The organism is Streptomyces kronopolitis, from assembly GCF_014646275.1.
GTDB classification, from domain to species: domain Bacteria; phylum Actinomycetota; class Actinomycetes; order Streptomycetales; family Streptomycetaceae; genus Streptomyces; species Streptomyces kronopolitis.
Genome location: NZ_BMND01000055.1, coordinates 1 through 12,562 on the forward strand (window position 1 = coordinate 1; position 12,562 = coordinate 12,562).

Consider the following 12,562-nt stretch of genomic DNA (forward strand, 5'->3'; position numbering starts at 1 on the left):
CGGCGGGCGCCGGCGTCGGCGGCGGCGTCGGCCGCCACCAGGCCGGTGCGCCAGTGCGCCGCGGCCGTCGCCGCGCGGCCCGCCAGCCAGGCCTGGTCGCCACCGATCCGGCACAGCATCGGCCCGAAGGTGACGGCGAGGAGGAGCAGCAGCGTCAGCGCGGCCGACCGGCGCACAGCGTGCATGTCCCTTCCCCTTCGTCCCGGCGTGAGCATGAACGGCCCATCCTACGGATCGTGCGCGCGCGGGCGGCGCACCGGCCGGGCCGCGGGACACCTCGTGCTCCGGGCGGGGGAACGGCCGGCCGTCAGCGGTCGGCGACCCGCACCTCGAACCAGGTCGTCTTGCCGCGGGGCAGCAGATCCACGCCCCAGCGGTCGGAGAGGGTGTCGACGAGGAAGAGCCCGCGGCCGCTGACGTCCATCTCCTGGACCGGCATGAGGCACGGCAGCCCGCGGGAGGGGTCGCGGACCTCGATGCGGATCCAGCCGCGGCGGCGCAGCATCCGCAGCCCGAAGGTGCGGGCGCCGGTGTGGCGCACGGCGTTGCCGACGAGTTCGGAGACGAGCAGGACGGCGTGCTCGGCGAGCTGCGGTGTCAGGGACCACTGCTTGAGGAGCACGGCGGCGGTCAGCCGCCGGGCGATCCCGGCGGACTGCGGGCGGGAGGGCAGCCGGACCTCGCCGAGGGTGGGTTCGGCGGCCGGGTCGAGTGCGGTGGACACCGGGCCGCGGGGCAGCGGCACCGGTTCGACCTCGCTCCCGGGCATGCCCCGGTCTGCGGCGGCGGGATCGTTCCGCGGCCGCGGGTGCTCCATTTCGTCGAGGCCCGCCATGCCCCCCATCATGGCCGCTGTCCGGCGCCGACGGGGGTGGAACCGACGGAATCCGCTGTCCGGAATCGTTGGTTCCATACCCCCGGGGCGACATATGCCAACGGCAGTTAAGGTTCCGCCGGGCCCGGCTGACCTGCGAGGACTTCGGGCGTCCGGGCGAACGGCCGGATACGCCAACAAGGTTGCCTTAAGGCGCAATTAAGTTTTCCGTCATTCGCCCACACGGGGCATGACGCACCGGGCAAACCCCAGCCATCCCGCCAACATCAGCCGTTTCAGCGGAACTTGGCCTTTCCGGGGCCTTCCTCGACGAAGCTGCGCATGCCGATCTCCCGGTCCTCGGTCGCGAACAGCCCCGCGAACCAGGTGCGTTCGATGGCCAGGCCGGTGTCGATGTCCGTCTCCAGGCCCGCGTCGACGGACTCCTTCGCGGCCCGCAGGGCCAGCGCCGGACCGGCCGCCAGCCGCGCCGCCCAGGCGTGCGCCTGCTCGTGGACCTCGGCGGCCGGCACCACCCGGTCGACCAGGCCGAGCGTGAGCGCCTCGTCGGCCTTCACCTGGCGGCCGGTGAAGATCAGGTCCTTGGCCTTGGACGGGCCCACCAGCCGCGCCAGCCGCTGGGTGCCGCCGGCTCCCGGGATCAGACCCAGCAGGATCTCCGGCTGGCCGAGCTTGGCGTTGTCGGCGGCGATCCGGAAGTCGGCGCAGAGCGCCAGCTCGCAGCCGCCGCCCAGGGCGTAGCCGGTGAGCGCGGCGACCACAGGCTTGGGGATCCGGGCCACGGCGGTGAACGCGTCCTGCAGGCCCTTGGACCGCACGACCATGGCCGCGTGGTCCATGACCTGCATCTCCTTGATGTCCGCGCCGGCGGCGAACACCTTCTCGCCGCCCCACAGGACGACGGCGCGCACGTCGTCGCGGCGGGTGACCTCCTCGGCCAGCTCGCGCAGCCGGTCCTGGGTGGCGATGTCCAGGGCGTTCATGGGCGGACGGTCCAGGCGGATGGTGCCGACGCCGTCGGCGACCTCGAGATTCACAGTCATGCCGGAAGGTTAGTACGCGTTAACGCGCGGGGGCCCGGTGCGGTCGGTCACAGTGCACCGGGCCCGTGCGCCGCGGCCGTCCTACCGGCCGGCCTTCCACTTCTCCCAGGAGAGGTTCCAGTCGCTGAAGCCGTTGTCCGGCTGGATCGTCTCGTCGTGCGAGTTCTTGACCACGACCACGTCTCCGATGACGGAGTTGCGGAAGAACCAGGCCGCCGGGGTGGAGCTGTCGCCGCCGCCGCGCTGGTCGAAGAGGCCCACGCAGCCGTGGCTGGCGTTGCGGGTGCCGAAGGTGGCCCGGCCCGACCAGTAGTTGCCGTGGATGAAGGTGCCGGAGTCGCTCAGCCGCATCGCGTGCGGCACGTCCTTGATGTCGTACTCGCCGCCGAAGCCCACGGTGTCGCCGTTCATCCGCGTCACGGGGTGCTTCTCGCTGATGACCATCTTGCCGTTGTAGGTCTCGGTACCCGGTCCGCCCGAGGTGATCGGGATGGTCCTGATCTTCTTGCCGTCGCGGACCACGGTCATCTGCTTGGAGTCGGCGTCGACCGTGCTCACCTGGCTGCGCCCGACGGTGAAGGAGACCTCCTTGGCCTGGGTGCCGTAGACACCGGGGCGGCCCTCGACGCCGTCGAGGTTCAGCTTGAGGGTGACCTTGGTGCCGGGCGCCCAGTACTTCTCGGGGCGGAAGTCGAGGCGGTCGTTGCCGAACCAGTGGGCCTCGACCGGGACCGAGGGCTTCGCGCTGACCTCGATGGCGTCCTCGACGGCCTTGGGGTCGGTGATGCCGCGGGTGAAGCGGAGCGAGACCGGCATCCCGACGCCGACCCGCTGGCCGTCCTCCGGGCTGTACCGGCCGATGAAGGTGTTCTTGGGGACGAGGGTGGTGAAGCGGGAGTGCTCGGCGGCCTCCTTGCCCCGGCCGTCCACCGCTATGGCGTCGACCTTGTACTCCGTCGACGCGCCCAGATGGCCGCTCGGCTGCCACAGGGCACCGTTGGCCGTGGTCTTTCCCTCGACCTCGTTGCCCTTGGCGTCCTTGACCGTGACGGACTTGAGCCTGCCGTGGCGGGCGGTCACCTTCAGGGCGCCGCTGGTGGCGACGCCGTCCGCGCCGTCCTTGGGCGCTATCGTCACGGCCGCCTGCGAGGCGGCCTTGTCCCCGCCGGCCTTGCCCGCCGCCGCCCCCTCGTCACCGTCGCCCCCGCAGGCGGTGACCAGCAGCAGCATCGCGCCGAGCAGCAGCGCGAGCGGGCCTCCCCCCTTGTGCGGCAACCGACGCCGGCGGGCCGGCACCCCCGAATGCGGCTGGACGTTCACGACTGGCCCCTTTTCCCCTCGCTCGGCCCGCGGTCCCCCGCACGCGGATGCGCACAGCCGCGTGCTTGGCGTTAGATAACCACACCGCAGTGACAGTGAACTCCCCGCGGAGGTCACCGTTTAGTCCCAAGTGCGGGGGTGGTGCGGGAGCGGAGCGGCGCCGGGCCGGGCGCGGGTCAGCGCAGCGCGGAGCCGGCCCGCCACGGCCCCCAGGGCAGGTTCCAGCCGCCGAGGCCGTTGTCGGGTGCGACCGTGCGCTCCGGGGAGTGCTCCACCACCACGGTGTCGCCGACGATCGAGCGGTCGTAGAACCAGCCGGCCGGGGTGTGCGGGCCGCCGCCCTTGATGTCCCGCAGCCCGACGCAGCCGTGGCTGGTGTTCAGCCCGCCGAAGACCTCGGGCGGCGCCCAGTAGTTGCCGTGCAGAAAGGTCCCCGACCGGGTCAGGCGCATGGCGTGCGGCACGTCCGGGATGTCGTACTCGCCGCCGAAGCCCACGGTGCCGCCGTTCATCCGGGTCACCGAGTGCCGCTCCAGGATCACCATCGTCCCGTTGTAGGTGGGGTTGTCGTCGTCGCCCGCGGTGACCGGCAGGACGGCCGTCACCCGGCCGTCCTGGCGCACCGTCAGGGTGTGCCGGGCGGCGTCGATGACGCCGACCTGGTCCCGTCCCACCCGGTAGCGCACGGTCTTGCGCTGGACCCCGTAGGAGCCGGGGGCGGCCTTCACCCCGCGCAGCCGCAGCTGGACCGTGATCGTGGTGCCCGGCCGCCAGCGCGCTCGGGGCCGGAAGTCGAGCCTGCGGTGGCCGAACCAGTGGGCGGCGACCTCGACGGCGGGCCGGGCGCCGACCGTGACGGCGCGTTCGACGGCCGCGCGGTCGGCGACCGGCCGGTTGAAGACCAGCGAGAAGATCAGGCCGGTGCCGACCGTGGTGCCGCTCTGCGGCGAGAAGTAGCCGATCAGCCGGCGATCGGGGGCGGCGGTGGTGAAGGTGGTGTGGCGCAGGGCGCGACGGCCCGCGCCGTCGAGCGCGACCGCGTCCACGGTGTACTTCGCCCCGAGTTGCAGGCGGGCGTGCGCCGGCCGCCAGCTCAGCCCGTCCGGCGCGATCCGCCCGGCGACGGACCGCCGGCCGGCCCCACCGGTCCGGCTGACCGAGACCCGCTCCAGCCGCCCCTGCGGCACCCGGATCTCGAACCGCCCGTCGGCCCGTACGCCGTGCGCGCCGTCGTGCGGGACGACCCGGATCGTCTGCTCCCGGGAGTGCGGCTTGTCGCCGGTGAACACCTCCGCGTCCGCGCAGCCGGCCAGCGCCGCCGCCCCCGCCAGCCCGGCCAGGGCCGCGAGGGCCAGGCGGGCCCGTGCGGCCGGCCGGGCAGCCGCCGGACGGCCCGTCCGGCCCGGCGCCCGGTCCCGTACCCGGGCGGTGCCGCGGAGCTGCGCTCGGTCCCCTGCTCGGTCCTGCTGATGGGCGGTCATATACCGGATTGTGACGGATGAGGCGCAAGAAGGGAGGTATGCCGCGTAACGGAATGTCACGGACACCGTGGGGCGAACGGCGAGCCCCCGCCGCGGGACGCGTGAGGCAACGCCCGGTTGCGGGAAGAACAACGGGGAGGGCGGGACACCTGCACGGCCGGGACTCCCCCAGCTCAGGCTGGGAGGCGCCCGCACGCCGGGGCTCCGCCCGACCGAGATGAGCCGCAGGAGGCCGGCACGTGTCGAGCGCACCCGAGCGGGAGGCGGTGGCGGACGAACCGCTCGCCCCACCCGCGGACATCCGCCCCGGCAGCCCCACCCCCCTCGGGGCCCGCCACCGCACCGGCCCCGACGGCGTCACCGGCACCAACTTCGCCCTCTGGGCGGGCGGCGCCGAGGCCGTGGAGCTGTGTCTCTTCGACGACGCGGAGCGCGAGACGCGCCATCCGCTCACCGAGCTGACCCATGAGATCTGGCACGGCTTCCTGCCCGGCGTCGGCCCCGGCCAGCGCTACGGATACCGGGTCCACGGCCGCTGGGACCCCTGGACCGGCGCCCGCTGGAATCCGGCGAAGCTGCTGCTGGATCCGTACGCCAGGGCCGTGGACGGCGACTTCGGCGCCCGTACGGAGCCCGGTCCCCGGCCCGCGCTGCCCGCCCCGCTCTACGGGCACGTCCGCGACTGGCCGCAGCAGCAGCTCGCCGACACCGTGCGCGACGACCGGGACTCGGCGCCCTACGTCCCCAAGGGCGTGGTGGTCGGCGAGGACACCGCGGACGAGGGCGGCGCCGACGAGTGGCAGGACGACCGCCGCCCCAAGACGCCCTGGCCGGATTCCGTGCTCTACGAACTGCACGTACGGGGCTTCACGATGCGCCACCCGGGCATCCCGGAGCGGCTGCGCGGCACCTACGCGGGGCTCGCGCACCCCGCCGCGCTGGAGCACCTGGTCCGGCTCGGGGTCACCGCCGTCGAGCTGCTGCCCGTCCATCAGTTCGCGCACGAGGACCACCTGGTGCGCCGGGGGCTGCGCAACTACTGGGGCTACAACTCCATCGGCTACTTCGCGCCGCACGCCGGATACGCGGCCACCGGCACCCGGGGGCAGCAGGTCGGCGAGTTCAAGCGGATGGTGCGGGCGCTGCACGACGCCGGCATCGAGGTGATCCTCGACGTCGTCTACAACCACACCGCGGAGGCCGGGGAGCTGGGGCCGACGCTGTCCCTGCGCGGCATCGACAACCGCGGCTACTACCGCCTGGCGGGCGACGCGCGCCGCTACTCCGACTACACCGGCTGCGGCAACACCCTGCACGTCGTCCAGCCGCAGGTGCTGCGGCTGATCACCGATTCGCTGCGCTACTGGGTCACCGAGATGGGCGTGGACGGCTTCCGCTTCGACCTGGCGGCCGCGCTGGCCCGTTCCCTGCACGACGTCGACATGCTCTCCCCGTTCCTCGCGGTGATCGCCCAGGACCCGGTGCTGCGCCGGGTCAAGCTGATCGCCGAGCCCTGGGACGTGGGCTCCGGCGGCTACCAGGTCGGCGCCTTCCCCCCGTTGTGGACGGAGTGGAACGACCGCTACCGCGACACCGTCCGCGACTTCTGGCGCGGCGCCCAGCACGATGTGCGCGATCTGGGCTACCGGCTCTCCGGATCGAGCGACCTCTACGCCTGGGGCGGCCGCCGCCCGTACGCCTCGGTCAACTTCATCACCGCGCACGACGGCTTCACCCTGCGCGATCTGGTCACCTACGAGCACAAGCGCAACGCCGACAACGGCGAGGGCAACCGGGACGGCACCCACGACAACCGCTCCTGGAACTGCGGCACCGAGGGCGAGAGCGACGACGCGGAGGTCACCGCGCTGCGCCGGCGCCAGCTGCGCAACCTGCTGACCACCCTGCTGCTGTCGACGGGCGTGCCGATGCTGGTGGCCGGCGACGAGATGGGCCGCACCCAGCACGGCAACAACAACGCCTACTGCCAGGACAACCCCACCAGCTGGCTCGACTGGTCGCTCCTGGACGACCCGCGGTGGCGCCCGCTGGCCGACCTCGCCGCCCGCCTCATCGCCCTGCGCCGCGCGCACCCGGTGCTCCGCCGGCGGGCGTTCTTCTCCGGCCGCCCGCACCACCAGGGCGGCCTCCGCGATCTGGCCTGGTTCACCGCCGACGGCACGGAGATGACCGCGCAGGACTGGCACACCCCCGGGGCCACGCTGGGCATGTACCTCTCCGGGAACGACATCTCCCAGCGCGACGAGCAGGGCCTGCGCATCGTCGACGACAGCTTCCTCGCGTTCCTGCACGCCGCCGGACGGCCCCGCGAGGTCACCCTCCCCGGGCCGCCCTGGGCGCGGGCCTACGAACTCCTCGTCGACACCGCGCGGGAGGAGCAGCCGGGGCCGGCGGAGCCGCCCCGGGCGGCGGGCGGCACGCTCACCCTGGCCGGGCGGTCGGTGGTGCTGCTCCGGGCCGTTCCGGGGTGAGGCGCGGGCCCGCCGGCCGGGGCGCGGGCGGCGGGCCGGGCAGCGGCGGTCGGCGGCGGCTCGAAACAGCGGGTCGCGGCGGTGCGCGGCGGAAATCCACATGAGCGTTGTCAGTGGGTCGCCTTACGCTCGCGAGTGATGGCCGACACCGCGCAGACGACGAACCCGACCGACCGGACCGACCGAGACCAACACTCCGCAGTGCGCTCGCTGTTGCGCCTGTGGCCGTTCATCCGCCCGGTGCGGGTGCGGCTGGGCACGGCCGCGTGCGTGGCGGTGCTCGCCTCGTGCATCAGCCTGGTCATCCCGCTGGTGCTCAAGTGGCTGGTGGACGGGCCGGTGGCGGAGCGCGACCCGGGCGGGGCGTGGCTCGGCGGCGCCTTCCTGCTGCTCCTGGGGCTGGCGGAGGCGCTGCTGTTCGGGCTGCGGCGATGGCTGGTGGCGCGCCCGCTGGCCGGGGTCGAGGCGGCGATGCGCGCGGCGCTCTACCGCCATGTGCAGCGGCTGCCGGTCGCCTTCCACGACCGCTGGCCCTCGGGCCAGTTGCTGTCGCGGGGCACCACCGACCTTCAGCTGCTGCGGATGTTCTTCGCCTTCCCCATGACGTTCCTGCTGGTCAACGGGGTGACCATCCTGGTGGGCGCGGTGATCCTGATGGTCCAGCGCTGGTCGCTGGGGCTGGTGCTGCTGGCGCCGGTGGTCCCGCTGATGGTGCTGTGCTCGGTCTTCGAGGCGAAGTACGGGCGGGCGGCGCGCCGGGCCCAGGACCAGGTCGGCGATCTGACGACGGTGGTCGAGGAGTCGGTGCTCGGCATCCGCGTCCTCAAGGGCTTCGGACGGCACCGCAGCCAGGCCCGCGCCTTTCGGGAGCTGACCCGTGAGCTGCGGGCCACCGAGCTGGGCAAGGCCCGCCTGCTGGCCTGGATCTGGGGCTGCATCACCGCCCTCCCGGAGCTGGCGATCGGCGGCGCGCTGGTGTGCGGTGCGGTGCAGGTGGCGGACGGCCAGTTGTCCGCTGGCACCCTCGTCGCGTTCCTGTCGACGGCACTGGCGCTGCGCTGGCCGGTGGACTCGATCGGCTTCCTGCTGGCCATGAGCAACGAGGCGGCAGCGGCCACCGACCGGTTCTTCGAGGTGATGGACGAGCCGGCGGTGGAGGAGGCCGCGGCCGGTGCCCCCGGAGCCGCTGCCCCCGAAGGCACCGGTAAGGGCCTGGTCTTCTCCGGTGTCGCCTTCCGCTACCCCGACGCGCCGCCGGACTCCCCGCCCCTCCTGCGGGACGTCACCCTGCACATCCGCCCCGGCGAGACGATGGCGCTGGTCGGCGCGACGGGCAGCGGGAAGACCACCCTGACGGCGCTGGTGCCGCGGCTGTACGACCCCACCGCGGGCCGCATCTTCCTCGACGGACGGGACCTGGCGACGATCGGCCGGGACGAGGCCCGCGCCATGGTCGCGGTGGCCTTCGAGGAGCCGACCCTGTTCTCGGCGACCGCCGCGGAGAACGTCCTGATGGGCGACGAGGGCGCCCAGGAGGCCGAACTGCGGCGGGCGTTGGCGGTGGCCCGGGCCGACGGCTTCGTCGACGCCCTTCCCCAGGGCGGCGCGACCCAGGTCGGCGAGCAGGGCCTGAGCCTGTCCGGCGGGCAGCGGCAGCGGCTCGCCCTGGCCCGTGCCGTGGTCGGCCGGCCGCGCTTCCTGATCCTCGACGATCCGCTCTCCGCCCTCGATGTGCACACCGAGGCCCTGGTGGAGGCGGCGCTGCGCCAGGTCCTGTCGGACACGACGGCGCTGGTCGTCGCCCACCGGCCGTCCACGGTCCTGCTCGCCGACCGGGTGGCGCTGCTGTCGGGCGGCCGGATCGCCGCCGTCGGCACCCACCACGCACTGCTCCGGGACCACCCCGAGTACGCCGCGCTGATGTCGGGAGAGGGATCGGGAGAGGGAGAGAACGACCGATGACCACCACCACGGCCGGACTGCCGTCCGACGGCCCCGAGGACCGCGCCGGTACGCTCCGGCGGCCCGAGCCGCCCCCGTCCGGACCGGCGCCCGGCGAGCCCCCGGCGGCCGACCCGTCCGCCGACGACGCGCTCCCCGCTCCCCGGGGCGCCTCCCGTGCCCTGCTCGGCTCCCTGCTGGCACCGCACCGCCGCCGCGTCGCGGTGGTGGCCGTCCTGCTGCTGTTCCAGCAGGCCGCCGTGCAGGCCGGGCCGCTGCTGGTCGCCTACGCCCTCGACCGCGCGGTGCCGGCGCTGCGGGCGGGCGCGCACGGGCCGCTGATCGCCGTGGCGGTGGCGGCCGCCCTGTGCGCGGTGGCGTCCGGCGCGCTGCAGTTCGGCTTCATCCAGCTCGCCGCGCGCGTCAGCCAGGACGTGCTGCTCGACCTGCGCGGCCGGATCTTCCGCCATGCCCAGGCGCTGAGCCTGGACTTCCACGAGCGCTACACCTCCGGCCGGCTGATCTCCCGGGCCACCACGGACGTGGAGGCGCTGCGCGAACTCCTCGACGAGGGGCTCCAGGAGCTGATCACGATCGTCCTGTCGACGGTCTACATCACCGTGACCCTGCTCTGGCTGGACGGGGGCCTGGGCGCGGCCGCCCTGGTCTCCGGCGCCCCGCTCGCCCTCCTCCTGCGCTCCTTCCGGCACCGCTCGCACCGCGTCTACAGCGCCAAGTCCTCGGCCATGGCACGCGTCATCGTGAAGTTCACCGAGACCCTCAACGGAATCCGCCCGGTGCAGGCGTTCCGCCGGGAGCGCGCCAACGACGACGCCTTCGCCCGGCTGAACGCGCAGCACGAGCGGATCAACGGCGACACGCTCCTGGAACTGGCCCGCTATGTGGTCCGCTCCCGGCTGGTGGCCAATGTCGCGCTCGCCGCGATCGTGCTGTGGGGCGCTGCCCGGGTGGCCGCGGAGAGCCTGCCGCTCGGGGTGCTGGCCGCCTCGGTGCTCTATCTGCGGCGCCTCTACGACCCGATCGACCGGCTCGGGATGTTCCTCAACTCCTATGAGTCCGCGGCCGCTTCCCTGCACAAGATCGCCGGCCTGCTGGCTCAGCGGCCCTCCGTCCCGGAGCCGGCCGCCCCGGCCGCCCTGCCCCCGGTCGCGGACGGGCAGCCGGGCCGCGAGGTCGCCTTCCAGGGCGTGGGGTTCGGCTACCGCACGGGCGGCGAGGTGCTGCCGCGCTTCGATCTGACCCTGGCGGCCGGGGAGACCGTCGCCGTGGTGGGCGCCACCGGCGCCGGCAAGTCCACCCTCGCCAAGCTGCTGGCCCGCTTCTACGACCCCGGCGGGGGCCGGGTGCTGCTCGACGGCGTCGATCTGCGCGAGCTGTCCACCGGCACCCTGCGCCGGGCCGTCGTCATGGTCACCCAGGAGGCGTTCCTGTTCTCCGGCACGGTCGCCGACAACATCGCCCTGGGCCGCCCGGACGCCGGCCGCGAGGAGGTCGAGCGCGCCGCGAAGGCCCTCGGCGCCCATGACTTCATCACCGCCCTGCCGGACGGCTACGACACCGACGTCCGCAAGCGCGGCGGCCGCATCTCCGCCGGCCAGCGCCAACTGGTCGGCTTCGCCCGGGCCCTGCTCGCCGACCCCGCCGTGCTGATCCTCGACGAGGCCACCAGCTCCCTGGACATCCCCGGCGAACGCGCGGTGCAGCGCGCCATGGACACCGTGCTGCGGGGCCGCACCTCCCTGGTGATCGCGCACCGCCTCTCCACCGTCGAGATCGCCGACCGGGTGCTGGTGATGTCCGACGGCCGGATCATCGAGGACGGCCCGCCCGGCCACCTCATCGCGGCCCGGGGCCGGTTCGCGCAGCTGCACCAGGCCTGGCGGGACAGCGTGGGGTAGCGGCGGGGGTAGCGGCGGGGGCTTGCAGGTTCCGCATTCCGATGGACACCGACCACGCGAGAGGGAAAACGATGGGGTGAACCGAGGCGAAGAAGCCCGCGAGCCCGCCATGATCCACACGACACTCCCTAGGGGCTCGTAGGGGTTCTGGCCCGTCGCCGGCTCTGGTTGAGTCGGGGACCTCACGTTGACCTTCCAGGAAGGACTCCACGTGTCTCCACCGATGAGTGGCGTCAAGGACCTGATGAAGGTTTCCGGTCTGCCCCAGCTGTTCTTCTGGTCGATGCTGGGCCGGCTCAACGTGTCGGCGCTACCGATCGCGCTGTCGCTGATGCTGGTGCGCTGGAGCGGCTCGTACGTCGTCGTCGGCCTGGTCGGCTGCGCACTGACCCTGGGACAGGCCGCGGCCGGGCCGCTGCGCGGACGGGCGGCGGACCGCGGCTCGACCGGCCGGCTGCTGCTGATCACGGGCGTCGGCTACACGGCAGGCCTGGCCCTGATCGTGGCGCTCGCGGCGAGGGCGCCCGCGTCCGGCTGGCCGGTGGTCGTGGCCGTCGCGCTGGTGACCGGGCTCAGTGCCGTGCCGGTGTCGCAGATCAGCCGGGCGGTGTGGCCCAGGATCGTCGGCTCGGAGCTGACCCCCGCGCTCTACACGGCCGAGGCGACCGCGTCGGAGGTGGTCACCACCACCGGGCCGCTGCTCGCCTCCCTGGTCATCGCCGTCGCCGGACCGTACTGGGCGGTCGGTGTCACGGCGCTGCTGACCCTGGTCTCGACCCTCGTCTTCGCCGCCGCGCTCCGCCGCGTCGGCCTGGGCGGCGAACCGCTGCCGCAGCGCGTCGAGCGCCTCGCCCAGCGATCCCTGCTGGCCGAGGGGCCCTTCGTCCGGGTGGTCGTCATCTCGATGCTGCTCACGGCCGCGATCTTCGCCGTCAACCTGTCGGTGGTGGCCTGGACGCAGAACATCGGCCGTCCCGCCCTGGCCGGGGTGCTGACCGCCTGTTGGACGGCCGGCTCACTGGCCGGCGGGTTCGCGCTGAGCACCTTCGCCCGGGGACTGCCCCGGGCGTTGCGGGTCGCCGGGATGGCCGCCGGGATGGCCGCGCTCGCCGTCCTGCTCCCGCCTGTTCTGGGCACGGTGCCGCTCTGGCTGATCGTCGTGGTGCTGTTCCTCGGCGGGACGGCCCTCGCGCCGACTCTGGCGGCCACCTACGAGCAGGTCGCCGAGGCGTCCCCGGAGGACCGCAGGGCGGAGGCGTTCGGCTGGGTGGCGACGGCGACGGCGGGCGGCGGCGCGCTGAGTGCGGCACTGACCGGGGTGCTGCTCGACGCCTACGGGCCCGCGCTGCCCGTCGCCGCCGGCGCAGCGCTCGTCGCGGCCGCACTGGTGCTGACCGTGTACGGCCGCACACCGTCGGCCGAACCCGTCGAAGAAGTCACCGCATAGTCCGGCCTCGCTCCCCCCTCACCCCTTGTTCCAGCGGCCGGACGGCATCCGCCGGTCCACCTGCCGGCGCAGGCCCGGAGGACG

9 protein-coding genes are annotated in these 12,562 nt (G+C 73.8%); 4 read left to right on the top strand and 5 right to left on the bottom strand.

The genetic code is table 11. The features are described 5' to 3' along the window. The 5 genes from IEY78_RS31765 to IEY78_RS31785 all read right to left on the bottom strand — a co-directional run. A partial coding sequence (locus tag IEY78_RS31765; protein WP_189104264.1) for a hypothetical protein occupies positions 1 to 185 on the bottom strand: 185 nt, incomplete at its 3' end. A gap of 122 nt (positions 186 to 307) precedes the next feature. After that, on the bottom strand, positions 308 to 835 hold the full coding sequence (locus tag IEY78_RS31770) for an ATP-binding protein (protein WP_373294286.1): 528 nt from the start codon (positions 833 to 835) through the stop codon (positions 308 to 310). Positions 836 to 1,110: 275 nt separating this feature from the next. Continuing rightward, positions 1,111 to 1,878 (bottom strand): enoyl-CoA hydratase/isomerase family protein, encoded by a 768-nt coding sequence (locus IEY78_RS31775; RefSeq protein ID WP_189104266.1) that lies wholly within the window; start codon positions 1,876 to 1,878, stop codon positions 1,111 to 1,113. Between the two features lie 81 nt (positions 1,879 to 1,959). Further along, positions 1,960 to 3,198 carry a L,D-transpeptidase gene (locus IEY78_RS31780; RefSeq protein ID WP_373294287.1) on the bottom strand — a complete coding sequence of 413 codons (1,239 nt, stop codon included), beginning with the start codon at positions 3,196 to 3,198 and terminating at the stop codon, positions 1,960 to 1,962. Between the two features lie 176 nt (positions 3,199 to 3,374). Then, complete coding sequence (locus tag IEY78_RS31785; protein ID WP_189104267.1) at positions 3,375 to 4,679, bottom strand: L,D-transpeptidase; 1,305 nt, start codon at positions 4,677 to 4,679, stop codon at positions 3,375 to 3,377. Between the two features lie 239 nt (positions 4,680 to 4,918). On the opposite strand from IEY78_RS31785, the gene glgX reads away from it, so the two are divergent. The 4 genes from glgX (at position 4,919) to IEY78_RS31805 (ending at position 12,478) form a co-directional block, all read left to right on the top strand. Then, entirely contained in the window at positions 4,919 to 7,171 is a 2,253-nt protein-coding gene (glgX, locus tag IEY78_RS31790) for a glycogen debranching protein GlgX (RefSeq protein ID WP_189104268.1), read from the top strand. A 138-nt stretch (positions 7,172 to 7,309) separates the two neighbouring features. Then, positions 7,310 to 9,133, top strand: a complete 1,824-nt coding sequence (locus tag IEY78_RS31795; protein ID WP_189104269.1) for an ABC transporter ATP-binding protein — start codon at positions 7,310 to 7,312, stop codon at positions 9,131 to 9,133. Next, positions 9,130 to 11,031 (top strand): ABC transporter ATP-binding protein, encoded by a 1,902-nt coding sequence (locus IEY78_RS31800; protein WP_189104270.1) that lies wholly within the window; start codon positions 9,130 to 9,132, stop codon positions 11,029 to 11,031. The genes IEY78_RS31795 and IEY78_RS31800 overlap by 4 nt, the downstream gene beginning before the upstream one ends. Positions 11,032 to 11,242: 211 nt before the next feature. Further along, positions 11,243 to 12,478, top strand: a complete 1,236-nt coding sequence (locus tag IEY78_RS31805) for an MFS transporter (protein ID WP_189104272.1) — start codon at positions 11,243 to 11,245, stop codon at positions 12,476 to 12,478. Positions 12,479 to 12,562: the final 84 nt, after the last annotated feature.

Excerpts from the sequence above, each read along its gene's own strand:
- IEY78_RS31770 (WP_373294286.1), bottom strand. The coding sequence starts at position 835 with ATGGCGGGCCTCGACGAAATGGAGCACCCGCGGCCGCGGAACGATCCC.
- IEY78_RS31775 (WP_189104266.1), bottom strand. The coding sequence starts at position 1,878 with ATGACTGTGAATCTCGAGGTCGCCGACGGCGTCGGCACCATCCGCCTG.
- IEY78_RS31785 (WP_189104267.1), bottom strand. The coding sequence starts at position 4,679 with ATGACCGCCCATCAGCAGGACCGAGCAGGGGACCGAGCGCAGCTCCGC.
- IEY78_RS31795 (WP_189104269.1), top strand. The coding sequence starts at position 7,310 with ATGGCCGACACCGCGCAGACGACGAACCCGACCGACCGGACCGACCGA.
- IEY78_RS31800 (WP_189104270.1), top strand. The coding sequence starts at position 9,130 with ATGACCACCACCACGGCCGGACTGCCGTCCGACGGCCCCGAGGACCGC.